Source organism: Bradyrhizobium sp. 521_C7_N1_3 (assembly GCF_052075975.1).
Taxonomy (GTDB): domain Bacteria; phylum Pseudomonadota; class Alphaproteobacteria; order Rhizobiales; family Xanthobacteraceae; genus Bradyrhizobium; species Bradyrhizobium japonicum.
This window is the reverse complement of sequence record NZ_CP197232.1, coordinates 5,455,182-5,475,547: the sequence shown is the minus strand read 5'-3', so window position 1 is coordinate 5,475,547 and position 20,366 is coordinate 5,455,182. Positions and strand designations below refer to the sequence as shown.

The 20,366-nt window shown below is 61.2% G+C and carries 30 protein-coding genes and 1 tRNA gene; 15 read left to right on the top strand and 16 right to left on the bottom strand.

From position 1 onward, the window contains the following. Positions 1–63 precede the first annotated feature (63 nt). The gene (locus AB7008_RS25485) at positions 64–1,239 is read left to right on the top strand and encodes an OpgC domain-containing protein (RefSeq protein WP_028161326.1); all 1,176 of its coding nucleotides are present in this window, start codon (positions 64–66) and stop codon (positions 1,237–1,239) included. A 43-nt stretch (positions 1,240–1,282) separates the two neighbouring features. On the opposite strand, the gene AB7008_RS25480 is transcribed toward AB7008_RS25485, so the two are convergent. After that, positions 1,283–1,474 carry a hypothetical protein gene (locus AB7008_RS25480; protein WP_441259715.1) on the bottom strand — a complete coding sequence of 64 codons (192 nt, stop codon included), beginning with the start codon at positions 1,472–1,474 and terminating at the stop codon, positions 1,283–1,285. A gap of 304 nt (positions 1,475–1,778) precedes the next feature. Here AB7008_RS25480 and AB7008_RS25475 point away from each other — a divergent pair, with 304 nt between their 5' ends. Together AB7008_RS25475 and AB7008_RS25470 are read left to right on the top strand one after the other, a co-directional pair. Continuing rightward, a complete protein-coding gene (locus tag AB7008_RS25475; RefSeq protein WP_196236629.1) occupies positions 1,779–1,937 on the top strand; it encodes a hypothetical protein in 159 nt (52 codons plus the stop codon). 601 nt (positions 1,938–2,538) lie between these two features. Continuing rightward, positions 2,539–2,700: a hypothetical protein gene (locus AB7008_RS25470; protein WP_014495453.1), complete on the top strand. Its 162-nt coding sequence runs from the start codon at positions 2,539–2,541 to the stop codon at positions 2,698–2,700. 52 nt (positions 2,701–2,752) lie between these two features. Here AB7008_RS25470 and AB7008_RS25465 read toward each other — a convergent pair whose 3' ends face one another. From AB7008_RS25465 to AB7008_RS25445, 5 genes are all read right to left on the bottom strand, one after another. Next, positions 2,753–3,481 (bottom strand): outer membrane protein, encoded by a 729-nt coding sequence (locus tag AB7008_RS25465; RefSeq protein ID WP_441259714.1) that lies wholly within the window; start codon positions 3,479–3,481, stop codon positions 2,753–2,755. 371 nt (positions 3,482–3,852) lie between these two features. Next, positions 3,853–3,929 (bottom strand) — tRNA-Pro (locus tag AB7008_RS25460). 92 nt (positions 3,930–4,021) lie between these two features. After that, on the bottom strand, positions 4,022–4,504 hold the full coding sequence (locus tag AB7008_RS25455) for a DUF192 domain-containing protein (protein WP_441259713.1): 483 nt from the start codon (positions 4,502–4,504) through the stop codon (positions 4,022–4,024). A gap of 147 nt (positions 4,505–4,651) precedes the next feature. After that, a complete protein-coding gene (locus tag AB7008_RS25450; RefSeq protein WP_028161321.1) occupies positions 4,652–5,284 on the bottom strand; it encodes a cold-shock protein in 633 nt (210 codons plus the stop codon). Between the two features lie 199 nt (positions 5,285–5,483). Next, entirely contained in the window at positions 5,484–6,245 is a 762-nt protein-coding gene (locus AB7008_RS25445) for an SIR2 family NAD-dependent protein deacylase (protein ID WP_441259712.1), read from the bottom strand. 285 nt (positions 6,246–6,530) lie between these two features. Here AB7008_RS25445 and AB7008_RS25440 point away from each other — a divergent pair, with 285 nt between their 5' ends. Continuing rightward, positions 6,531–6,695, top strand: a complete 165-nt coding sequence (locus AB7008_RS25440; RefSeq protein ID WP_166096472.1) for a hypothetical protein — start codon at positions 6,531–6,533, stop codon at positions 6,693–6,695. A 69-nt stretch (positions 6,696–6,764) separates the two neighbouring features. On the opposite strand, the gene AB7008_RS25435 is transcribed toward AB7008_RS25440, so the two are convergent. Beyond that, positions 6,765–7,052, bottom strand: a complete 288-nt coding sequence (locus tag AB7008_RS25435; protein WP_014495458.1) for a hypothetical protein — start codon at positions 7,050–7,052, stop codon at positions 6,765–6,767. Positions 7,053–7,296: 244 nt separating this feature from the next. Here AB7008_RS25435 and AB7008_RS25430 point away from each other — a divergent pair, with 244 nt between their 5' ends. Both AB7008_RS25430 and AB7008_RS25425 read left to right on the top strand, forming a co-directional pair. Then, a complete protein-coding gene (locus AB7008_RS25430) occupies positions 7,297–7,563 on the top strand; it encodes a hypothetical protein (RefSeq protein WP_253571044.1) in 267 nt (88 codons plus the stop codon). A gap of 78 nt (positions 7,564–7,641) precedes the next feature. After that, positions 7,642–7,767 carry a hypothetical protein gene (locus AB7008_RS25425; RefSeq protein ID WP_135213555.1) on the top strand — a complete coding sequence of 42 codons (126 nt, stop codon included), beginning with the start codon at positions 7,642–7,644 and terminating at the stop codon, positions 7,765–7,767. Here the strand turns inward: AB7008_RS25425 and AB7008_RS25420 are convergent. The 3 genes from AB7008_RS25420 to AB7008_RS25410 all read right to left on the bottom strand — a co-directional run bounded on the left by AB7008_RS25420 (position 7,764) and on the right by AB7008_RS25410 (position 8,851). Next, entirely contained in the window at positions 7,764–7,961 is a 198-nt protein-coding gene (locus AB7008_RS25420; RefSeq protein WP_304489677.1) for a hypothetical protein, read from the bottom strand. The two genes, AB7008_RS25425 and AB7008_RS25420, sit on opposite strands and share 4 nt — an antisense overlap. 334 nt (positions 7,962–8,295) lie before the next feature. Next, entirely contained in the window at positions 8,296–8,424 is a 129-nt protein-coding gene (locus tag AB7008_RS25415; RefSeq protein ID WP_283842825.1) for a hypothetical protein, read from the bottom strand. A gap of 289 nt (positions 8,425–8,713) precedes the next feature. Next, positions 8,714–8,851, bottom strand: coding sequence for a hypothetical protein (locus tag AB7008_RS25410; protein ID WP_014495463.1), 138 nt, complete (start codon positions 8,849–8,851; stop codon positions 8,714–8,716). A 343-nt stretch (positions 8,852–9,194) separates the two neighbouring features. Between AB7008_RS25410 and AB7008_RS25405 the strand changes: the two genes are divergently transcribed. Next, positions 9,195–9,422, top strand: a complete 228-nt coding sequence (locus AB7008_RS25405; RefSeq protein WP_028161317.1) for a hypothetical protein — start codon at positions 9,195–9,197, stop codon at positions 9,420–9,422. 295 nt (positions 9,423–9,717) lie between these two features. On the opposite strand, the gene AB7008_RS25400 is transcribed toward AB7008_RS25405, so the two are convergent. Together AB7008_RS25400 and AB7008_RS25395 are read right to left on the bottom strand one after the other, a co-directional pair. Continuing rightward, positions 9,718–9,894, bottom strand: a complete 177-nt coding sequence (locus AB7008_RS25400) for a DUF2934 domain-containing protein (RefSeq protein ID WP_014495465.1) — start codon at positions 9,892–9,894, stop codon at positions 9,718–9,720. A 118-nt stretch (positions 9,895–10,012) separates the two neighbouring features. Then, the gene (locus AB7008_RS25395) at positions 10,013–10,309 is read right to left on the bottom strand and encodes an HU family DNA-binding protein (RefSeq protein WP_007591377.1); all 297 of its coding nucleotides are present in this window, start codon (positions 10,307–10,309) and stop codon (positions 10,013–10,015) included. Positions 10,310–10,661: 352 nt separating this feature from the next. On the opposite strand from AB7008_RS25395, the gene AB7008_RS25390 reads away from it, so the two are divergent. From AB7008_RS25390 to pip, 3 genes are all read left to right on the top strand, one after another. Further along, positions 10,662–11,156, top strand: coding sequence for a hypothetical protein (locus tag AB7008_RS25390; RefSeq protein WP_304489676.1), 495 nt, complete (start codon positions 10,662–10,664; stop codon positions 11,154–11,156). 163 nt (positions 11,157–11,319) lie between these two features. Beyond that, positions 11,320–11,622 (top strand): hypothetical protein, encoded by a 303-nt coding sequence (locus AB7008_RS25385; protein WP_028150997.1) that lies wholly within the window; start codon positions 11,320–11,322, stop codon positions 11,620–11,622. 180 nt (positions 11,623–11,802) lie between these two features. Continuing rightward, positions 11,803–12,756 carry a prolyl aminopeptidase gene (gene pip, locus AB7008_RS25380; protein WP_441259711.1) on the top strand — a complete coding sequence of 318 codons (954 nt, stop codon included), beginning with the start codon at positions 11,803–11,805 and terminating at the stop codon, positions 12,754–12,756. Between the two features lie 24 nt (positions 12,757–12,780). On the opposite strand, the gene AB7008_RS25375 is transcribed toward pip, so the two are convergent. Beyond that, positions 12,781–13,164: a DUF1214 domain-containing protein gene (locus tag AB7008_RS25375; RefSeq protein ID WP_441259710.1), complete on the bottom strand. Its 384-nt coding sequence runs from the start codon at positions 13,162–13,164 to the stop codon at positions 12,781–12,783. A gap of 812 nt (positions 13,165–13,976) precedes the next feature. On the opposite strand from AB7008_RS25375, the gene AB7008_RS25370 reads away from it, so the two are divergent. Next, the gene (locus AB7008_RS25370) at positions 13,977–14,153 is read left to right on the top strand and encodes a hypothetical protein (RefSeq protein ID WP_254119220.1); all 177 of its coding nucleotides are present in this window, start codon (positions 13,977–13,979) and stop codon (positions 14,151–14,153) included. A gap of 464 nt (positions 14,154–14,617) precedes the next feature. On the opposite strand, the gene AB7008_RS25365 is transcribed toward AB7008_RS25370, so the two are convergent. Both AB7008_RS25365 and AB7008_RS25360 read right to left on the bottom strand, forming a co-directional pair. Continuing rightward, positions 14,618–14,896 (bottom strand): hypothetical protein, encoded by a 279-nt coding sequence (locus AB7008_RS25365; protein ID WP_441259709.1) that lies wholly within the window; start codon positions 14,894–14,896, stop codon positions 14,618–14,620. Continuing rightward, a complete protein-coding gene (locus AB7008_RS25360) occupies positions 14,896–15,096 on the bottom strand; it encodes a hypothetical protein (RefSeq protein ID WP_441259708.1) in 201 nt (66 codons plus the stop codon). The genes AB7008_RS25365 and AB7008_RS25360 overlap by 1 nt, the downstream gene beginning before the upstream one ends. A gap of 305 nt (positions 15,097–15,401) precedes the next feature. On the opposite strand from AB7008_RS25360, the gene AB7008_RS25355 reads away from it, so the two are divergent. The 3 genes from AB7008_RS25355 to AB7008_RS25345 all read left to right on the top strand — a co-directional run bounded on the left by AB7008_RS25355 (position 15,402) and on the right by AB7008_RS25345 (position 18,515). After that, the gene (locus tag AB7008_RS25355; protein WP_441259707.1) at positions 15,402–16,499 is read left to right on the top strand and encodes a S1 family peptidase; all 1,098 of its coding nucleotides are present in this window, start codon (positions 15,402–15,404) and stop codon (positions 16,497–16,499) included. Between the two features lie 224 nt (positions 16,500–16,723). After that, positions 16,724–17,347, top strand: a complete 624-nt coding sequence (locus AB7008_RS25350; protein WP_441259706.1) for a hypothetical protein — start codon at positions 16,724–16,726, stop codon at positions 17,345–17,347. Further along, positions 17,337–18,515: an esterase/lipase family protein gene (locus AB7008_RS25345; RefSeq protein WP_441259705.1), complete on the top strand. Its 1,179-nt coding sequence runs from the start codon at positions 17,337–17,339 to the stop codon at positions 18,513–18,515. Before AB7008_RS25350 ends, AB7008_RS25345 begins: the two co-directional genes overlap by 11 nt. A 161-nt stretch (positions 18,516–18,676) precedes the next feature. Here the strand turns inward: AB7008_RS25345 and AB7008_RS25340 are convergent, their stop codons facing one another. Further along, positions 18,677–19,351 carry a transposase gene (locus AB7008_RS25340; protein ID WP_441259704.1) on the bottom strand — a complete coding sequence of 225 codons (675 nt, stop codon included), beginning with the start codon at positions 19,349–19,351 and terminating at the stop codon, positions 18,677–18,679. Positions 19,352–19,602: 251 nt separating this feature from the next. Between AB7008_RS25340 and AB7008_RS25335 the strand changes: the two genes are divergently transcribed. After that, a complete protein-coding gene (locus tag AB7008_RS25335; RefSeq protein ID WP_441259703.1) occupies positions 19,603–20,262 on the top strand; it encodes an NAD(P)H-binding protein in 660 nt (219 codons plus the stop codon). Positions 20,263–20,366 lie beyond the last annotated feature (104 nt).

Here is a 20,366-nt window from a genome sequence, read left to right as displayed (position 1 = left end):
CCCGCCCGGTGGCCCTGCCTCGCCGACACCAGCGTGTCCGCCCCCTCCGAAAGCTCCCGTCGCATGGCCTTCCTGAACATCAACGCCACGCTCCCCGAGAAAGGCCGCGACCTCAGGCTCGACCTGTTTCGCGGCATCGCGAACTGGGCGATCTTTCTCGACCATATCCCCGACAACGTGGTGAACTGGATCACCACCCGCAACTACGGCTTTTCCGACGCCGCAGACCTGTTCGTCTTCATCTCCGGCTACACCGCCTCCTTCGTCTATGCGCGAATGATGCTCGAGCGCGGCTTCATCGTCGGCGCCACGAGGCTGACCAAGCGGGTCTGGCAGCTCTACGTCGCCCACATCATCCTGTTCGTGATCTACATCGCCTCGATCAGCTATCTCGCGCTGCGGTTCGGCGATTCCGACATGATCAACGAGTTCAACGTCGCCGGCCTCGTCGACAACGCTACCGAGACGCTGCGCCAGGGCCTGTTCCTGCGCTTCAAGCCGCTCAATCTCGACGTGCTGCCGCTCTACATCGTGCTGATGGGCCTGTTTCCGCCGATCCTGTGGTTCATGCTGCGCAAGCCAGACCTGACGATGGTGCTCTCCATCGTGCTTTGGCTCGCCGCGCGCCACTTCGGCTGGAATCTGACGGCCTATCCGGCCGGCCAGTGGTACTTCAACCCCTATTGCTGGCAGGTGCTGTTCGTGTTCGGCGCCTGGTGTGCGATGGGCGGGGCGCGACGCTCCGGGGCGCTGATCAATTCGCCGATCACGCTGTGGCTTTGCCTCGGCTATCTCGCCTTCGCGCTGGTCATGACCATGGCCGGCCGCTTCCCCACCCTCGGCGGCATGTTCCCGGGATGGCTGTTCTCGGCCTTCAACCCCAACGACAAGACCAACCTCGCGCCCTACCGCTTCCTCCATTTCGTCGTGATCGTGATCCTGGTGATCCGCTTCGTGCCGAAGGAATGGCCGGGCCTGGAGTGGAAGGTGTTCGATCCCTTGATCGTCTGCGGCCAGCAGTCGCTCGCCGTGTTCTGCGTCGGCGTGTTCCTGTCCTTCGTCGGCCATTTCGAGCTGTCGATGAGCTCGGGCTCGCTGTTCGCGCAGATCTTCGTCAGCATCGCCGGCATCGCGATCATGACGACGGTGGCGTACTACATTTCCTGGTCGAAGAAGCAGGACAAGCCGCTGAAGCCGCCGGCCAAGCCTGCGGCCGCCCCGCCCGCAAAGGCCGCCTGAGCCGGACGGCAGCGGTCCCGCGCCTGACGGCAGCGATGCGGTATCAGGCCGCTTCGCTGTCGAACTCGGTGAACTTCTTGTAGATCCAGTCGCGGCCGTCGTGGCGGCGCCAGACCTTTCCATAGACGAGCTGCCCGTTGAACGAGCGGCGCGGCACGATCACGGTCCAGAGGTGCCAGATCTCGGTCCAGCTCGACTGCGGGTGGACGGTTCGGACGTTGCGATCGAAAGACATGACGCAAAACTCGCAGGATATGAGCGCCGCGACGAACTGTGACCTGTGTGAGCACGGATTGCAGGCAGCCCATCGCGAGCCTTGCCGACCTGATATCAGCCACGAAGGCGGCCGCAACAACCACTCGTGCTTAACCTAACCGGTCAACCTTACCCCTCGTGGGTACCTGCCAAGAGCCGTTGAAAGCCGGCGCCAATCTTTCTATGATACGTGCACAATTTGAGAATGAGCGCGCCGTTTTGGACGCGTGGCAATTGCGAACTGATTTTCCATTTTCCAAATGACTTGCTGACTGGGGCCCACGATGAATATGCAATGCGGACGTTTGCGCCTGGCGGTGCGCTCGATGCCGCCTGCGCCGCTCGTCAAGGCACCCGTCGCTGAACCGCCGAAGGCGGCCAACGACAATCATCTGGCGTGGCCGTTCCTGCCGTTTCCGCTCGGCTGGTACGCGACGAACTGATCCCCGGAATAGCGCGACGCCGCTCAAGCGGAATATCATCGCTTGGCGGCGTCCGTTTAGGCATTGGGCGCTGAAATCCCCAATGGTCATATGTCTCTGGCGACAGCCAAAGGTTCGAAGCAATTTTGCCAATTCCGCGTTGGGCCGGCCGGCGCAATGCCTTGAAAAATCGCGCGGAAGTGGCGTTGGGTGAAGAACAAGCGCCAAGGCTTCAGGCAAGGCTTCAGGCAAGGTTTCAAGCAAGCCTTCAGGCAATGTGCGCGCGGTTCAGGTCGCGCTAGGCCGCCTGCCCCATGCCCCGCAATCGCGCCGGCTCGGAAGCGCGACGTGCTCCGCGCATTGACGCTGAGCGCGCCCTGCGCGTTGTAGGTCTGTCCCGCCTGGTTGCCATGTTCCCGCCTCTGCGGTCGCAACCAATCACCGCGCCATGAGTTGCAGGTTCTTCCCGTCCGTCCGGGGAAGCCGCGTGGCTGCGATCCGTGCCCGCGCGATGTACGGACGGTCATCTCGCCTCACGACCGCGTGAGCAGGAGCGCGGCCGGTGAATTTTCACGAGCGAGCAGAGACCAACGAACAGCAGGCCGCAAGCCAAGGGGATGCAGTGAGTCACATCGATACGACCGAGAAACTCTCTGGCACGCCGGAGACTGAAAGTTCGCTGTTCGCGCTGTGCGGGCTTGGCGTCGCCGGGATCGCAATGCTGGGCTGGATCTGCGCCCTCGCCTGGATCGGCTGGCGCCTCGCCAATTGGCTGCTGTTCTGACACCTGAACGCGCAGCCACGATCACGGCTGCGACGTCCCATCTACGATCCCATCAATAATGGTAGTTCACGCCGACCGTCGCGGCATGGATCGTGTCCTTGAGGTGGGCCACGGTGATGCCTTCGACCGGACTGATCAGCTGGATCGGGCCCTTCGTGCCGAAGTCGTGGTAATCGTACTCGACATTGGCCGACCAGTTTTGCGCAAACGCCCATTCCACGCCGGCGCCCAATGTCCAGCCGGTCCGCATCACCGACGCGCTGGGGTCGATCGCGAAGCCGGCGGCCGGACTGACATACGCATCATCGACCTTCTCGTGCGTCCAGGCGACGCCACCCCGCGCGTAGATCAGCCAGCCCAGCCCATAGGCGTAGCCGAGCCGCCCGGTGACCGAGCCGAGAAAATCGTTCTTGAGGCCGAACTGCGATGGCACAGTGAGGTTGCCGAGCGCGGGAAATCTGACACTGCTGCCGTGATGGCTCGAAAGGCTCGACCCTGCGGCGCGGCCTTCGACGCCGGCAACCCAGTTGGATGCGAATTGATGGTCGCAGCCCACCTGTCCGCCGCCGACAAAACCGGCCGCGTTGAAATCGACCGTCGCACCGAGGGGATTTATCGTGCGATCATCGCCCGCGACGCCGCCGAGATGACCGCCGATGTAGCAGCCGGTCCAGTTGAAGGTAACCGAAGCCACTGGAGGCGCCAGCGACGCGAGATCAGCCGCAGATGCGGCCGTGACAGACAGAGCGGCGAGCGCCGCGCCGGCGAGACCTTTCAACATGTCCTGATATTCCCCATTGCCCGTGCAGGGGTCGTAGCAGGTCAGGCTGTCGCAGAGGTTGTGGTGCGGCCGCATTTCGCGGCAATGTTCCGCCGGCCGCACCAACGCCGGCGGCGGAAGGCATCACCGGACGCAATTAAACTGAAACCCGTATTTGTCGCTGAACGGCCAATGCTCTTTCCAGGCCTTACCACTTGGCGCGAGCTGCGGCCGGCCCTCGCGCAATGAGCTTGGGCTTGATCCGCTGCAAGCTGGTCGGAACTCTCGCCGCTTGCCGAAGCGAGCAAGCGGCGCGCGATGGCGATCGAACGCGCAAGAAAACCGTGTGTCAGAATCGCGGAAAAAAACCCTAGGAGAATCAAGGTCGGGACTGGTCGGGGCAGCTGGATTCGAACCAACGACCTGCAGTACCCAAAACTGCCGCGCTACCAGGCTGCGCTATACCCCGAATGTCCAGCGAGCCCCGTCGATACACGCTTCCCAAAGCGCCATCAAGCTTTCAAGCCGCCAGCAAGGCGCCAATACCCCCGCCGGGTCGCCCTACTTGGTGCCGAACAGCGGGTGGCCGACGCGGTCGCCGGGACGGATGCCGTATTTCTGCGCCGTTCCCGCCACCACCTCCAGCACGGCCCGCGCGGGCCCCTGGGACGAGATGATCTTGGTCGACAGCGGCTCGGTGTTTTCGGCGATGCGCAGGATGCGGCCGTCGGCGCGGATGAAGATCATGTCGAGCGAGACGTAGGTGTTCTTCATCCACATCGACACTTCCTGCTCGGGTTTGAAGTCGAACAGCATGCCTTTGCCGTCGGCCAGTTCCTTGCGGTACATCAGCCCGGTCTGCTTCTCCTCCTCGGTCGTCGCCATTTCCACCGAGAACACCTGCACGCCGTTCCTGGTGACGATCTCGAGCGGCTGGGAGCTGGCGGCGCGCACTGGCGCGCTCGCGACGGCACAGCCGACGACGAGGATGGCGGCCAGCCAGCCCCTTGCAATGGACCAGACGGCCTTTCGGTCAAAATTCATGGGACGATACTCAAGGGGGCGTGGGACTGGACCAGTCCTTACGCGGCGACCGCGACAAAAGCCAGAGGCGCGCCGGACGGGCGGCGCGCCTCTTGTCACGATTGCGGGAGCTGGCGATCGGCAGCCGCTAGTGCGACTGCAAGCTTTCTAGTGCGAAGAAAGCCCTGGCGATCCCGTCTCGGGATGGATCTCGGCCGCCATCATGCCCTTGGAGCCGGGCCCGAAGCGGACCAGGACATATTGGCCGGGCCTGAGCTCGGTCATGCCGAAGCGGCGCAGCGTCTCCATGTGCACGAAGATGTCGGGCGTGCCCTCGCCGCAGGTCAGGAAGCCGAAGCCGCGCAGGCGGTTGAACCATTTGACCTGAGCCCGCTCCAGCCCGCTGGTCGCGGTGACCGTGACGTGGGTGCGCGGTGGCAGCATCTGCGCCGGATGGATCGCGGTCGACTCGTCCATCGAGACCACGCGGAAGGCCTGGTAGCCCTTGGCGCGCTGGATGCACTCGACGACGATGCGGGCGCCCTCATAGGCGGTCTGGAAGCCGTCGCGCCTGAGTACGGTGACGTGCAGCAGCACGTCCGGCCAGCCATTGTCGGGAACGATGAAGCCGTAGCCCTTTGAAGCGTCGAACCATTTGATGACGCCGTGAACCTCGACGAGGTTGGCACTGCCTTCACCAAGTCCGCTGAACGGACTTAGCGCGTTATCGCGACCGCCGCCGTGCTCGCCCACAGCGGGAACTCCGATCTTCTTGGACTCAAATCCGTCCGACGACCCCATAACCCCGGACCCCACACTGCCCATTGCAACCCGCCTCAGCGGCGGCGTCGAATCACGCGTCTTAAGAGAATATTCTCAATTCGACGCGACGCGAATCTTTCGACTCAAAAGATAACACTCCCGGTTGAGACGCATAGATAAAAAAGAGATTCGCCGGAACCTATGAACAGCTTGCACAGCCGCGAATCAAACTGCTGCCTCAATTTGCGACAAAGGGCCCGAGGGTCTCGCCGATGTCGTGGCGGATGACGAGGTCGGCGATGTCGTCCTGATCGGTCGGCTCGCGATTGATGATCACCAGACGTGCACCGGCGTTCTTCGCCATCATCGGAAAGCCCGCCGCCGGCCACACCACGAGCGAGGAGCCGATCGCGATGAAGAGGTCACAGGCTTGCGACAGCGCGGTCGCGCGCTGCATTTCGTCGTCGGGCATCATCTGGCCGAACGAGATCGTCGCGGTCTTCACCGGCTCGTCGCACGTAGTGCAGTTGGGAGCGCCGCCATCTTCATCGAAGCGGCGCTTCACCCAGTCGAGCTGATAGGCCTGCCCGCATCCGATGCAGCGCGCATAGGTGGTATTGCCGTGAAGCTCGATGACGTGCTCGGCGGCAAAGCCCGAGGCCTGGTGCAGATTGTCGATGTTCTGGGTGATGACGGCGGGAACCTTGCCGGCGCGGTAGAGCGAGGCGAGCGCGCGATGACCACGGCCGGGCCTGGCCGCGGCAAAGACCGATTCCATCGCAAAGCGGCGGCGCCAGGATTCGTCGCGAGCTTCCTGGCTGGCGACGAATTCGTCAAACGGGATCGGACGGTTGCGCGTCCAGATTCCGCCCGGCGAGCGGAAGTCCGGGATGCCGCATTCGGTGGAGATGCCCGCGCCGGTGAACGGCACGATGGTCCTCGACTCGGCGATCATGTCGCCGAGTCGTTCGACGCCGCTGTGAAGATCCGATGCAATCACTTGCGGCCTCCCGGGCTGGCCTTGCGCCGGCTGCACCATGCGCAGGCGGCAAGATCGTTGACGCTGTTATCCACTGCCGCGCGAGAATCGCGCAAGCCGCGGTCGGCAATTTTTTCCGACCTTCGCTTATCACAATCCTGCAATGCCTCCTCCCCATTGACGCCCCAATCAGAAGCGCCAATGCATGTGTTAACGCGACTCAACGTGATTGCGGCGGCAGTGCGTGAGTTCGGCCGTGCACACATATTGAAGTGCACACATACTGACGTGTAGAGGGGATTTGACATGACCGAAGACGAACAACGCAAAATCCGCGAACGCGAAGAGATCGCCGCCCGTGTTGCCGCCTTCCGTGCCACGCAGGAAAGATTCCAGCGCGAGCGCGAAGAGTATTTCGTGTCGACGCTCGACAATGCGCGCAAGGTGGAGCGGCCCTCGCTCTGGCCATAAGGCGCCTCCGATCGCCACGCATGAAAAAAAGCCCGGAGCATCGCTCCGGGCTTTTCACTTGGTCAGCCGTTACCAGCCGCGGTAGTAGTGGCGGCGGTGGTAGTAGGGCCCATCGCCGTAATAGGCATACGGGCCGGGGCTGTAATAGGCGGGCCCGCCATAATAGCCGTAGCCCGGACCATAATAGCCGTACGGATGCGACGCAGCGATCGCGCCCGCGGTGATCGCGCCGGCGGCGAGGCCGAATGCGAGGCCCGGGCCAATGCCGCGACCGCGCGCCTCTGCGGGCGCAGGCGCCGCGACCGCGGTCACGCCGACGGCCGCAACGGTGGCCAGAACTGCCAGTGTCTTCTTCATGACTCTTCTCCTTCGCGTCTCGTAGGGACAACGTCGGGAGCCCGCGATGGTTGCGCGCGAGGGGTGGAACCAGGACGGCAGAAAAATATCGGCACGATCGGAACGAAAGCCGGTTCGGCGGATTGCATCTGCGAGTGCGGAAGCCTCCGCTATCCGGTTGAGGCGACAGCACGATGCCCCGTCAGCGTCTCCGCGATGCTGGCGGGGTTTTTGGTTTCGTCAAAAGAAATGGCAGCAGACATCAATGGCTGCCAACGGGACGGATGCCGAGGAGGACCCATTGCCGTTATCCGCTTTGCTGGGGCGCATCCGCAGGCTCGTCCCCAAATCGCGCGACCAGCACTACGACGAAATCGTGCGCAACTTCGGTGTCGGCGCGCTGCGCCCGCCGCCGACGCCGATGAGCGACGGCGAACTGGCGCGGGCCATCGCCGAGTTCCTCAAGGAGCAGCCCTCGAGCGCGTCCGTTGCGACCCTCGGCCGGCGGCTGGACCCCTCCTCTCCGCTGTAAGCGGGTTTGTTTCTGGCGAGCACGGAACAAATGTTTCCCGCGCACGTTGAGTCCTCTTCACGCAAGAAGGGACCCGACATGCCCGCGTGGCTTGAAGTTCTGCTCAACCTGTCCGGCTATGCCGGCTTCGTCGCGCTTGCGCGCCGCGGCACCGCGTGCCCGGACCATTCCGCCGACGACCGCATCTACGGCGACGAGCGCTAATTGGTGTGGGGCGCGTGGCCTGCCGTGCGCACCAGCCGGTCGGCCTTGACCGCGACGCGCGTGTCCTCGAGCTGCGGCCGCAGCGAGAAGCTGATCATCACGAAGGCGAGGCAGAACAGCGAGCCGACGACGGCGACGCGCCGGTAGGTGTGGCGGTCGCCTTGATAAAAGGATGGTTCTGAAAAAGGTGTCATGCAAACTTGCTTCTGGGCAAAGTCGTTTCTTGTCCTTGCCAGACACCTATCCCAAGCAGCGGCAAGCGCAACGCGATTGGGGTTTTAACCTAACCGAATAGGGTTATCGGCTTTCCCGCAAATTTTCGTTAGGAGTTTGCGCAAGCCTTGAGATCCCGCGCGCCGCTTCAGACCACGTCACCAAAACTCCTGAACGGGTACGGCTTTGTTCCAGCTTCGCCTGCGTTTCGTTCTCGAAGAACGAATCGGAATCGAAGAAATCGGCGCGGAGCGTCTCTTAACAAGTGGTGTCGATCGCGACGAAAGCGAACGCGCGATCACAAGGAAAGCCCGATCACTCCGTGTCGTCGCACTTCAGTGGCGGCGGCACCTGCGGCACCGAGGGCCTACCTTTGCGCAGCCGCTTGTGCCTGTCGGACCAGAACACCTTGACGATCTCGGCGAGAAACCAGCACGCATCCATGTCGCTCTCCCTCGCCTCTTTCGATAGCGATGACACGAGGACGGGACCGTGCGAAGCATCACGCTTAGTTGCGGCGACAAGGCCTGTCCCGCATCGACACAGAAGGCACGCCTTGTTCTGCATCCGACTCCATTTCGTTCGCAAGGAACGAATCGGAGTCGAGAAAATCAGCGCGGCGCGACTCCTAACGATCGATGAAGGCGCGCGCCGTCACGACTTCATCGGCAGGATTTTCAACGGCGGACGAGATCGCGCTGACTGGGTCGCCGTCGTGGCCCGCCGGCGCGCCTCACGCCGCTCGCTTGGCGTTGGCCTTCTCGGAAAAACATTCGAGGATCTGGATGCGGAGCTCTTCCGCGGCCGGCCCCTCGACCTTCCTCAGCTGATTCCAGAGCCGGATCACTTCGCGCTGTTTCTCGATGGTCATGCGTCACCTCCAACGTGATGCCCAACTAGAACAAAATGAGAACAAAAAGTCCAGCCCCTCGCGCGCGATTTCCCCACACACATCGCCTCGAGCCTGACGGGAGCTGCGGGGGTCCCTGAAAGCAGGCGATTTCCGCGCCCGCTCACGTGGAAAGCCGTCTGACCAACACTTAGTCGCCACGGCGGGTTGCTTTTTGGATTTTCAACCTTAAGTTCGAGGCGCTGGCGGCCAGGCGCTGAAATCCCATCGCCGCCGGCCAAGAGAGCCCCGTGCGCAAGCGCGGGGTTTTTCTTTTGGGAACGCGCCGTCGCCCTCCCCGTTAGTCATTCCGGAGCGAGGGACCGTGACCAGGAAATTCTACGCCGTCGAAGTGGTTCGTCAGATCGAGGAGACCGTGGAGATCATGGTCGAGGCCCCCGACGAGACCACGGCGCACGATGCGGCGCTTGCGCACCTCAAGGCGCGCGGCTCCGAATATCAGTGGCTCAATCCCAAATGCGAATTCATCGTCTGGCGCGAGCGCCAGATCGATCCGCCGGCGATCATCGATGTGTCGGTGCCGCCGAAGTAGCGGCCGGAACGAATGTCCCCGCCCCGCGTTGTCGGGCCGAATTCAGTGGTGCTGGTGGCTGTGCGACGCGGCTGTCCAGCTTTGAGAAGCCCCGGCCCCCAACGCCGGGTTTTTTCTTTGCGGCGCCGTCGGACAACACGGCAGCGAACAACAAAGCAGCCACACGGGCGTTACACCGGGTGGCTGCTTTGACGACTGTCAGCTTCGCGCAAGATTCCGTCGCCGTCATCTCAACCGCCGGACGCCGGACAAGTTTCCGGCGCGCGGCAAATTTCCGTACGGCCTTTGTTGACCGTCAGACCGGCAGATTGTCGTTCAGCCCCGGCGGGACTTCGCCTTGCGCGGCCCGCTCGGCGAGGAGCATCCTCTCGGCCTCATACCAGAAAGTGTCCATCCTCCCCGCGGGCTCGCCGGCTTCCCGCCAGAGATGATAGGCACGTTCCCGGATCTGTTCCTCGCTCAGACTGGCCATGTGACGTCTCCCTTTGGGAAGCAAAGCCTGATGACGCCCGAGAGTTCCTTGTCCGTGTCCTGCACACTAGCCGGCGATCGTTGCGGCGGGAAGCCGCCGCGACGACGTCGCGAGCCCCTTAGACGGAGTCCTTGGCCACCTTCAGCGGCGAGGCCTTCACCGACTTGCTCGCCGGCTTCGCCGCGAACTGCATCGGCTCCTTGGTGAAGGGATTGACGCCCATGCGGGCTTCGGTCGCCGGCTTGTTCACGACCGACATCTTGACGAAGCCGGGAATGACGAACTCGCCGGACTCGTTGAGCTCCTTGTAGCCGACCGTCGCCATGTACTCGATGACCGACTTCACGTCGTTCTTCGACAGCTGCGTGCCCTCGGCAATTGCATCAATCAATTGGGTTTTCGTCATCTTCGCCATGTCTGAATTTCCTTTTGTGCGGGTGAGCAGATCCTGCTCAGGACGCGGCTGAACCACGCGAGTGTGATGCTGATTCACGCCGGAGGTCATGAAGTCACGGGGCTTAGAACCCATTGAGGCCCAAAACACAAGCATGCCTTGTGCGGGGGTTCCACCCCTTACCGTGAAAGTGTCGCGGCATGCTGCCGCGTTGGCTTTGAACCATTCTGCCGCTGGCGCGTCTAACTAATTGAAGTCCCCAAGCTTCACCCCCATCAGCGAGCCCCGCTTCCCCCAGGCGGGGCTTTCGCTTTTGGTTTCCTGGTGAAGCGCGCCGGCTGGTATATGGTCGGATGTTTCTCGTGAGGGGCTGATGAAGATTGCCATTGTTATCGCCGGCCTGATCGTCGTTGCGGTCGCCGCCCTGGTCGCCATCCAGCCGGAGTTTCTGAAGCCTGCGTCTCTGGCACAGGTCAAGAAGTCCGACATCTTCGGCTTTTCGCCCGGGATGACATTCGAGGAGGCCAACAAGCTCGTCACGCAACGTCACTACCGCTGCCGACAGGGTCGAGGTTCGTACATCCTCGAATGCGAAATCAACGGCGCCAAGGTCACGGTCTATAATGACGACGTCGACGCCGGCCACCCCATCCGGCGCGTCGATGCCGAGTTGAACAATCCGGGGCCGCAGGACGCGGCCGTCAAATCGATCTCCGACCAGTTCAACGCCCAGCCGACCAGGGACGCCCGCGAGGGATGGACGTGGATCGTCGGCCGCGGGCTCAAGCTGAGCTACGACGGCAGCGCCTTGAAGCTCGTGGACGAGGCCTGGGATAACAGGCTTCGCAACGACGAAGCCAAGCGCTAGGCGCGCTGCGCCGAAATGAGCGGACCGTCACCGCAACCCGGTTATCCCCAGCCATCGCGTCACCTCGTCGTGAAAGCTGCGGCCCGGCACACCTTGTTGAGACTTCGGTAACCTAACCCATCCACTCTCCCCGCCAGTATCGTTGCGTTGGAGTAAACCCACAGTGCTGAATTTTGACGAGCTGCGTGAACTCGCGGCTGATGTTCGCGTGTTTGTTGACATCGCCGAGGACAAAGCCGAAGCGCTCAAGGCCGTCATCGCGGCTTACGACGTGGTGCTGGCGATCTTCCCCTCGCAGGAGGGCATGGGCCTCCACGTCATCAAGGGCAAAGAGATCCTGGACAGAATCGCCAATTCGCGGACCCATGCGATCTACAGCCACACGGCGATCGCGGTTCCCGACCTCGAACATGCGCAGATGCTCAAATATCTGACGGCGCCTGTCGAACGACGGATCGCTGCCTAGCTGCAGGCGAGCGTCCAGCAGCGTTTTCTTCATACGCGATAGCTCTCGGCAATACCGGGGCGGTTCAGCTCGTGCGATCCGGTGACAGGGCACTAAAATCGTTCGCCCGGTAGATCCGGCCTGCCAAAGCCCGCTATTGCGGCATAGAGAAGGGCTGCCAAAAGGCATCGGGAGAAAGCGATGGCTCAGTTCCAGCCTATCGAGCCATACGAGACTGGCTTGCTGGATGTGGGGGACGGCCACCAGATTTATTGGGAATGTTGCGGCAATCCCACGGGCAAGCCGGCGCTTTTCCTGCATGGCGGCCCGGGCACGGGCTGCTCTGTTGGTCAAAGACGATTTTTCGATCCGAACGTCTATAGGGCTGTGCTGTTCGATCAGCGTGGCTCTGGTCGCAGCCTTCCACTCGCAAGTCAGTTGAGTTCGAACCTGGCAAGCAATACCACCTCTCACCTTGTCGCAGACATCGAGAGGCTGCGCGAACTGCTCGGTGTCGAAAGCTGGATCATCCTGGGCTTGTCCTGGGGAACCACGCTTGGCCTGGCCTACGCACAAGCTCATCCGGGACGCGTGAAAGCGATGGCGCTCGGATTCGTGACGACGACATCGCGTACCGAGGTGCAATGGATCACCAGGGATGTCGGGCGCATCTTTCCAAGGGAATGGGAGCACCTTTCCGAGACTGTCCCCCGGCATCTCCGCGGCATGCCGCTCGTCGATGCCTACGCAATCATGCTTGCCGATGCCGACGAGACCGTTCGTGACAGAGCCGCCCGGGCATGGTGCGAGTGGGAGGATGCGCACGTCTCGCTCACCCCGGGACATCGGCCAAATCCCCGATTTAACGACGCGGAGTTTCGACTACGATTTGCGCGTCTGGTCACTCACTATTGGCGCCACGCCGCATTTCTCGAGGAGGATCAATTGATCCGCGACGCATCGAGATTGAACGGCATTCCCGGCGCCCTGATCCATGGCCGTTTCGACGTCAGCGGTCCGTTGTCCACGGCGTGGCAACTGCACAAGCGATGGACGACTTCCAGGCTGCATATTCTCGAAGACGCCGGCCACGGCGGCGGCAATGAGTTCATGCCTTTGGTCATCAGAACTCTGGATGAGTTCGGGAAGCTGTAGAAATTACGGTGACAGTCTACTCAATTAGCCGACCTCATTCGTCTGGCGCAGATGGCTTGTGGCGCAGATGTCTTGGGCCCGCGCTTGGCTGGTTTGAGGATGCGCTCGGTCTGGCGTTCGATACGGGCCAGAAAGCGGTCGTCGCCGAGCGGGCGGCCGATGCTTTCCGCAAAGCGGAGCGCCGTAGGCGCGAATGCAAAGCGAGAACTGGCCACTCGCGGGCAGCCAGTTGCTCTCTTGTGTGCGCTCGGTGATTTTGGCACCAGCGCACAGCGTCAACGAACCGTCCCGACATTGAACATTCGCTTCGCAGGGAACGTTGGCGGCATCTTGCCGCTCCCTTCGAGCAAGTCGGTGTAGAGGTCGAAGAAGGCGGCGCCGGACAGGCAGGACGTTGCGCCCACCCATACGCGCTTTTTGTGTTACCTGGCCCCTCAGCGCCAGGTTGCCGGTTCGCAGGGAGGCTTATTGAACGGACCTCCGGCATAACTGCCAACGTCTGGAGCCCGGACACAGTGAACGACGTTGGAGGCAGGGACGACTGCACCGGTTTTGTCGTGCCACGCCGCCCTACGCCAGGTTGCCGGTTCGCAGGGAGGCTTATTGAACGGAGCTCCGGCAAAACTGCCAACGTCTGGAGCCCGGATGCAGTGAACGACGTTGGAGGCACGGACGGCTGCACCGTTTTGGTCATACCACGCGGCCATGGCCGGATTAGCGAACATGGCCGCGGCGATCAGTCCTACCGAAGCAAGCTTCCTCATTTGCGCGTCTCCTTATGTGTCCATGATTGAACGACTGACTATCCTTTTGCGGCTCATTCCTACCGAAGAGACTGCAAGCAACATTTTCCGGTATCGACTATGCACATCATCAAGGTTGATCTATTTCAACTTCGCCCGATTACTGGCGCTCAATGCGTGCTAGAAAGTGGTCGTCGCCGAGCGGGCGGCCGACGCTTTCCGCAGAGTGGAGCGCCGAACAGAACGGCCTCCCGGGTGGCGTCAATTTGGTGCACTGTCACCGTAATTGATCTACAGCCACACGGCGATTGCGGTTCCCAACCTCGAGCATGCGCAGATGCTCAAATATCTGACGGCGCCTGTCGAACGACGGATTGCTGCGTAGTTGCCGACGGCAAGCGCATTCTCACAATGACCGGCGGATAGGAACGGTCGGCTCTCCCGCACATTGACCCATCTCCAGATGAGGAGATTCCAATGAGCGTTGAAGGTAAAGCCAAGGAAGCCGCCGGTTACATCAAGGAAGAGCTGAACGAGCACGGCAAGTCGCCCGAGAGCCAAAAGAAGGCTCAGGAGGGTCGTGACCTCCGCAACGAAGGCCGCGTCGAAGACGGCAAGCCGCCGAAGACGACGAAGCCCGGCACTGGTCACTAAGACCGGCTTTCAGAAAACCGCCCCTGGCCATGTCAGGGGCGGCTTTTCATGTGCGCTCCTGCCCCGGACGCAGCGCCCCCGGCGATGCGAAGCATCGTCCAGCAGCGACGGACACGCTGCGGCTACGTCCCATCTCGCATGTCCCTGGTCGCGAAGTGACATCCGAACGCCACCAGGACCAGAGCAAACGGCGAGCCGAGCAGAATTCGCAGAGTCGCCCCCATCTCTTGGCTCACATACCGGACATCGTGCCGGTGCGCGTAGCGTTCAGGATGCGCGGCATCGGGCACCTGGGGAGAACTCGTCAGAAGCACAAGCCACACGACGGTCCCGCAAAGCGCCGCAACCCTCGCAATCTTTCCGATGCTTTGGAGCCAGCGCTTCATGAAGCCCTCATGGCGTGGATCTCCACCGCGCCTTTGCTGGGCTTGGCTTTCGTGAGCTCCAAAGGGTAGCCGCGCTTTTCAAGTCTTTGGCCCGGCCAGCAGCCTGAGAGCGCTGAGAACACAGAGAATGGCGAAAGCACAAAGACCGTAGGTGAGTGCATTCACGAGCCAGGATATGGCAATCCCTGCGAAGCTGGAGCCTCCGACCGCGCCCCAGAAAAAATACGCAGCGGTGATGCCGGGCCACTCCAGCGAAAGATAAGCGAAGTCGGTCAGCGGCTCGATGGCGAGGAGCACCGCCGAGATGAGCGCCCCGAGGGCCAGCGCGATGATGAGGTTCGCCTTCAGGGAGAGCATCAAAAACCCAGCAGACCGGCGACGACAGGAACGAGGAAGTAGGCGGCGAGCCCGAGAAGGCCGCCCACGACAAGGCGTGCAGCGCGGCCGTGAATCTTCGTATCGAGCCACGCACAAACCGCCACCGCAGCCTGCCTCAGCCAGTTGCCAACGAGGCTTCCGATGAGATCAAACAGGAGTTCTGCAACGAATGCGGCCATGGCGTTTAGTCGCCCCACCTCTGGCGGGGTTCAACTGCCGAGGGTTTGACCGTTGAGGTCGGCGAGCTTCAACATACGCGCAACAGCGGGAGTTTGGCGACCCGGCTGCCGGACGGCTTCCGAAGGCGAAGTGAGCGGCGCCACGTCCACACGCCGGTGACGGGGTGGCATGCCCATAGGTCGAAAGTCCCGCAGGCCACTTCGCCGCTTGCGACCAGAAGATGTGGTCGTTAAGCTATTCGTGTTCCGTAGGGCGCGGCGTTGGGCTGGGGTGGAGATGGTGTTCCGTACAGGAGCCCGGATCGATGGCGACCCCCAAGGACGATTCTCAGGTTGCGCCTGAGAAAACGCCGGTCCGGAATCGGCAACTGCTCGACACGCTCGAGCAAATCTCGCGCATATCGGTCCCGCTCCTGATCCCGATCGTGGTGGCGCTCATCGGATATTTCGGCAACGAGATCCTCAATAGTCGGCAGGGCGAGATCGAGAAAAAGAAGATCGACCTGGAGTATGTCAAGATCGCGAAGGACGTCGCGTCCAATGTAACACCGGATGCCAACACTCTTATTACAAACTGGGCCTACCGGGTGCTGTTCAAGCTCTCGCCGGTCTCCGTTCCCGACGAAGATGTCGAAATTCTCTCCAAGCAGCGTGTGCCGCTGCCATCGTCCGTTTCACCGGCTATACTCGGGGGAACCGGCACGTCCGTTGCGGAATGGCCTTGGCTGGTGTCCGTCTTTGAGGACGGCACTTTCATTTGCAACGGGACCGTGATTGCTCCGAAGGCGGTGCTGTCGGCGGCCAACTGCATGTCCGGTGAACGGCGCGGCAAGTTCGAGGTGGCCACCGCGACCGACAATGGACCAAACGTCAGAATTGGCCGGCGGATTCCGGTCACCAAGTTCGTCGTTCATCCCACGTATTCGGAGGACACCGCGCGGGATGACATCGCCATTCTTGAAATCGGCACGGCATTGCCGCCGCCCTTCATCACGATCGCAACCCAGAAATCGGCTGATCCGAGAATTGGCGAACTGACGCTGGTCGCAGGGTTCGACTTCAAATCGCAACCGGCAAGCCTTTTGCAGAGTCCGGTCCCGATCGCCAACGCCGCAATGTGTGCCGCAATGTATCCAGGCAAGGTCATGCCCGAGGGAACCTTTTGCGCTGGCTTCGAACACGGTGGCGCCGTTGCATGTGCGCACCGGGGTGCCGGAGGACCGGCAGTGCTGCTGAACAGCGCGGGCCGGAAATATCAGGTCGGGATCGTCAGTCTGGGCGAGGATTGCAACAGCCCCAAGGCGGGCCTCGGTGTCTACACCCGCGTGTCGTCCTATGCAGACTGGATCCGAAAAGGCGTGCCTAACCTGCCGGGCGAACAGGTGACCGGAGACAAGCGATAGGCGGAATTACGGTGACAGTGCATCAAATTCATTCGCCATCGCCACCCTGTTGGTTGCGGCTTCGGACCGCGCTTGGCGGACACGCGTCTTGGTAGGGACGAGTAGTACATGTCCGACGTTGTTGACGCCAAAGGCGGTTCAGTCGGTAATCCCTACGACCAAGCGAACATTGACTTCAACCAGGGGCTGTTTTTTACTGCGCCGGTCAAAGTGAGAACGTCCCTATGACGATTTTTGCATTTGAAAGAGCAAGGTCGGTTGGACGGCTTTTGCCGGTCTGCATTGCCCTCCTGACTATGACCGCAACAGGCCACGCGACTGATTGCAGTTGCCGAGATGCCATTCCGGCAGATTCATCGGCAAGCGGCACTTGTACCAAGACGCAGAACGACAGCCAGTCGTGCAAGATGGATTGGAACGCGGGCGGCGGCGGGAATCGCGATCAGAACGCTCGACTTTTGAACGAGCTGCAGCGGCAAGGGGTTATCTTGCCTGATGTCGGGGGACCCGGAGACGACCCATTTGATCGCGCCGCGTTTGCACTACTTAGTCCCGCGCGGCAAGATACTGTTCCGGCAATGGCAACGTTGATTGCCGGCGCTCTCGGACGCAATGCTCCGGATAGGCTTCCGCTATACCGTGCCTTCCTTTCACAATACTCAGATGCACGCCGTTCGCTGTTCGGGCCAGAATCGGAAGGAAGGGTTTCGACAGATCATCTTTCTGTGGAAGGCAGAAATTACAACGTAACCATCACCTTCGGCTGTGTGCAGTTTCGCGACGGTCAGTTTCTGCTCATGCTGAAAACTCAGTTCGCCCGGACGCGGAGGGACTGCGATGAGAGATAAGCGGCTTAACTTCTTGATGTTGGGTGTGGTCTGCCTGCTGGCGAGTTCATTTTGTCTAACCTTGACCGCGGCCGCCCAACAGCCGGATGTATTTGTTAAGAGAAGGGGTGCGGATAAGATAATTGTTTTTGCCCACGGAATACTCGGAGATGCGCGAGGAACGTTCACAAATGACACGACACACGCCTATTGGCCGCAGCTTCTTGCCGAAGATACCGATATGGACTCGTTTGATATTCTCGCGATCAACTACGACGCGGGTGTCACATCAAGGATGAGTATTGAGCAAATTGCCACAGTAGTGCGAACAACGCTGGCGGATCACAGGGTCTTCGACGATTACAACGAAATCTATTTTGTTTGCCACAGCATGGGCGGCTTGGTTGTGAAGCGAATAATGATTGATCTTTGGCAAGCACGAAGCCCCACCGTCGGACAACAAATAAGCGGGATTATTTTTATTTCCACTCCTGCAAAAGGGGCAAACGCCGCTAATTACCTCGAAATACTGGCTCGTATGGGCGGCGGAGCACGCCCGCTCGTGGATTTGCGAACGTATGATGTAAATACCTTTCTTCAGACTGTTGAAAATCAATGGAAGGACTACTTTGATCAGGGGCGCAGAGATCAAGTCCCACGAGTATTCGTCGCGTATGAAATGCAAGCCACGTATGGCTACTTGGTGGTCCCTGAACTTTATGCGGAAACGCCACATGATGGTCGCGCTTATCCTGTCACGGCCGATCATTTCTCGATCGTAAAACCCGCGGATCGAATTTCGCTAATGTACGATTGGGTCAAACACCGTATTCAAGAGGCTTCGGAGGCGCACGCTAGTGTACCGTACAAGGAGTGGGGTACGGGACAAGCCGATTGGACGAAGCTCGACAATATCATCCGTCAATTCTCGCTTCCCACTGCCAAACGGGACGGATTCAACCTGAGAATCTCGGGTGATGCTTCCGCTATTAGGGAGGTCGGCCAACTATCGGTGCAGGGCACCTACAGGGCAGCGACCTGGGCAGACTTATTCGATCGTATCGCGGCTAGTAATCCGTGCATACATTTTAACGTAAGCCGTAGTCGGCGCGAGCTAACGTTTTCATCTCCGGATACACCTAAGCAGTGCCCCACGGGACGAGCAATTTGTTCCGGTATCGCGTGCTAGTACCGGAATGAGGGTATCCCGCCGCAAAGTGCGACCTCATCCTGTCTCGAAGGATGGATCGCAGGCGAGCTTCCCACCCCGCTTTTCGGGGATGGCCACACGGGCAAGCCATGCTGCAGCATAACTGGAATTACGGTGACAGTGCACTTAATTGGCTGACCTCATTCGTCGTCTGGCGCGGATGGCTTGGGACCGCGCTTGGCTGGCTTGTTGAGGATGCACCCGGTCTGGCGTTCGATACAGGCCAGAAAGCGGTCGTCGCCGAGTGGGCGGCCGATGCTTTCCGCCGAGCGGAGCTCGCCGAATAGATCGGCCTCCGGCTCGATTGCCAGTAGATCAGCGAACTCGGGCAAACGGTCGCGGATCGGCGCCAGCGCGGTCAGGCCGTTATCCCGCCCGCGCAGATGGGCACGCGTGCTTGCCCACCGCCAATCCTGCGCCCGCTGTGCCAGCCGCGCCCGCACGGGGTTGAGCGACACGTAACGCAGCGCCGCCACAAGATGACGCTCGTCCATGGCGACGGCGCCGAACCGACCTTGCCCGAAGTGACTTGTACGCTTGCGTCGCGTCTGGATGGTGCCGGCGTAGCTTCGATGCACACGGGCCAGCGCGCGGCGCAGCCCGTCAGGATCGGACGGCACCAGGATGAGATGTACGTGGTTTGGCATCAGGCACCAGGCCCACACCTCAACTCCGGCGTCGCCGCAATTTGCGGCGAGCAGGTCACGATAGAGCGCGTAATCGCCATCGTCGAAGAACGTGCGCGACCGGCCATTGCCGAGCTGGGTGACATGGTGCGGATGACCGGGAATGACGACACGGGCAAGACGGGCCATACCGCATCTTGATCGCGAAATCGGGTGGCATCTATTTAGTGCACTGTCACCGTAATTCCGTTCCGGCCGCAGAAGGGTAAATAAAACCGCCCCGGAGGGCGCCTTCACTAACTCTTGGACTTTGGATATCGCCAGTAGTTCACTTTATTCTCGTCTTAGTTGTGTACTATCACCTCAGTCCCGCCTTCGGGCGCCCACTCCCTCTGTCCCTCAATAAGCGATCAGGCAATCAACGCAAAACGGTGGCTTGAATGAAAACTGCGCTTCTCTTCGGCGCGACCGGCTTCATCGGCTCGCATTTGCTGCGCGACCTGTTGAACGGTCCCGACTATTCGCAGGTCATCGCCGTGGCCCGCAAGCCGCTGGCGATCAGCCATCCGAAGCTCACGGTGCTGATCGGCGATCTCGCTTCGCTCCCTGCGCTGAAGCCGCAATTGGTCGCGGACGAGGTCTTCATCGCGCTGGGAACGGCGCGCAAGCACACGCCCGACGAGGCTGAGTATTACAAGATCGATCACGATTATCCGCTGCTGGCGGCCGAGATCGGCAAGGCGAACGGCGCGCGGTCCGTGTTCCTGGTCACGGCTGTCGGCGCCAACGCCGGCTCCGGCATGTTCTATGTCCGGACCAAGGGTGAGGTGGAGCGGGACATTCTCGCGCTCGATTTCGACCACACGCATATTTTCCGCCCGTCGATGATCCTGGGCGAGCGCGACGAGGACCGCCCGCGTGAACGTCTTATTATCTCGATTTGGCGCGTGCTCAATCCGCTACTGGTTGGCTCAGCCAACCGGTATCGCGGGCTTACCGGCAACGAGATCGCGCACGCCATCGCCAAGGCCGCACGGCATCAAACGGAGAAGGTCCGAATCTATCATTGGAAAGAGATGGCCGCACTGCTTCAGACGTGACGCAGTGAGCCGAACGGACAGTCCTCACGCACATTTGCCCCCGCCCCCTGCCCCTTATCCCCTTTTCCTGCTATCTCCTGTCTCCGCCATCCCGGCCCAAAGCA

What these genes read in the sequence shown, in the direction of transcription:
- AB7008_RS25395 (WP_007591377.1), bottom strand. Translation starts at nt 10,309, where the DNA reads ATGGCGAAGATGACGAAAACCCAATTGATTGATGCAATTGCCGAGGGC.
- AB7008_RS25420 (WP_304489677.1), bottom strand. Translation starts at nt 7,961, where the DNA reads ATGACACCTTTTTCAGAACCATCCTTTTATCAAGGCGACCGCCACACC.
- AB7008_RS25435 (WP_014495458.1), bottom strand. Translation starts at nt 7,052, where the DNA reads ATGAAGAAGACACTGGCAGTTCTGGCCACCGTTGCGGCCGTCGGCGTG.
- AB7008_RS25370 (WP_254119220.1), top strand. Translation starts at nt 13,977, where the DNA reads ATGAGCGTTGAAGGTAAAGCCAAGGAAGCCGCCGGTTACATCAAGGAA.
- AB7008_RS25390 (WP_304489676.1), top strand. Translation starts at nt 10,662, where the DNA reads ATGAAGATTGCCATTGTTATCGCCGGCCTGATCGTCGTTGCGGTCGCC.
- AB7008_RS25360 (WP_441259708.1), bottom strand. Translation starts at nt 15,096, where the DNA reads ATGGCCGCATTCGTTGCAGAACTCCTGTTTGATCTCATCGGAAGCCTC.
- AB7008_RS25465 (WP_441259714.1), bottom strand. Translation starts at nt 3,481, where the DNA reads ATGTTGAAAGGTCTCGCCGGCGCGGCGCTCGCCGCTCTGTCTGTCACG.
- AB7008_RS25350 (WP_441259706.1), top strand. Translation starts at nt 16,724, where the DNA reads ATGACGATTTTTGCATTTGAAAGAGCAAGGTCGGTTGGACGGCTTTTG.
- AB7008_RS25375 (WP_441259710.1), bottom strand. Translation starts at nt 13,164, where the DNA reads ATGGGTGGGCGCAACGTCCTGCCTGTCCGGCGCCGCCTTCTTCGACCT.
- AB7008_RS25345 (WP_441259705.1), top strand. Translation starts at nt 17,337, where the DNA reads ATGAGAGATAAGCGGCTTAACTTCTTGATGTTGGGTGTGGTCTGCCTG.
- AB7008_RS25425 (WP_135213555.1), top strand. Translation starts at nt 7,642, where the DNA reads ATGCCCGCGTGGCTTGAAGTTCTGCTCAACCTGTCCGGCTATGCCGGC.
- pip (WP_441259711.1), top strand. Translation starts at nt 11,803, where the DNA reads ATGGCTCAGTTCCAGCCTATCGAGCCATACGAGACTGGCTTGCTGGAT.
- AB7008_RS25400 (WP_014495465.1), bottom strand. Translation starts at nt 9,894, where the DNA reads ATGGCCAGTCTGAGCGAGGAACAGATCCGGGAACGTGCCTATCATCTC.
- AB7008_RS25415 (WP_283842825.1), bottom strand. Translation starts at nt 8,424, where the DNA reads ATGGATGCGTGCTGGTTTCTCGCCGAGATCGTCAAGGTGTTCTGGTCC.
- AB7008_RS25440 (WP_166096472.1), top strand. Translation starts at nt 6,531, where the DNA reads ATGACCGAAGACGAACAACGCAAAATCCGCGAACGCGAAGAGATCGCC.
- AB7008_RS25455 (WP_441259713.1), bottom strand. Translation starts at nt 4,504, where the DNA reads ATGAATTTTGACCGAAAGGCCGTCTGGTCCATTGCAAGGGGCTGGCTG.
- AB7008_RS25355 (WP_441259707.1), top strand. Translation starts at nt 15,402, where the DNA reads ATGGCGACCCCCAAGGACGATTCTCAGGTTGCGCCTGAGAAAACGCCG.
- AB7008_RS25365 (WP_441259709.1), bottom strand. Translation starts at nt 14,896, where the DNA reads ATGCTCTCCCTGAAGGCGAACCTCATCATCGCGCTGGCCCTCGGGGCG.
- AB7008_RS25340 (WP_441259704.1), bottom strand. Translation starts at nt 19,351, where the DNA reads ATGGCCCGTCTTGCCCGTGTCGTCATTCCCGGTCATCCGCACCATGTC.
- AB7008_RS25485 (WP_028161326.1), top strand. Translation starts at nt 64, where the DNA reads ATGGCCTTCCTGAACATCAACGCCACGCTCCCCGAGAAAGGCCGCGAC.
- AB7008_RS25335 (WP_441259703.1), top strand. Translation starts at nt 19,603, where the DNA reads ATGAAAACTGCGCTTCTCTTCGGCGCGACCGGCTTCATCGGCTCGCAT.
- AB7008_RS25430 (WP_253571044.1), top strand. Translation starts at nt 7,297, where the DNA reads ATGGCTGCCAACGGGACGGATGCCGAGGAGGACCCATTGCCGTTATCC.
- AB7008_RS25475 (WP_196236629.1), top strand. Translation starts at nt 1,779, where the DNA reads ATGAATATGCAATGCGGACGTTTGCGCCTGGCGGTGCGCTCGATGCCG.
- AB7008_RS25450 (WP_028161321.1), bottom strand. Translation starts at nt 5,284, where the DNA reads ATGGGGTCGTCGGACGGATTTGAGTCCAAGAAGATCGGAGTTCCCGCT.
- AB7008_RS25410 (WP_014495463.1), bottom strand. Translation starts at nt 8,851, where the DNA reads ATGACCATCGAGAAACAGCGCGAAGTGATCCGGCTCTGGAATCAGCTG.
- AB7008_RS25480 (WP_441259715.1), bottom strand. Translation starts at nt 1,474, where the DNA reads ATGTCTTTCGATCGCAACGTCCGAACCGTCCACCCGCAGTCGAGCTGG.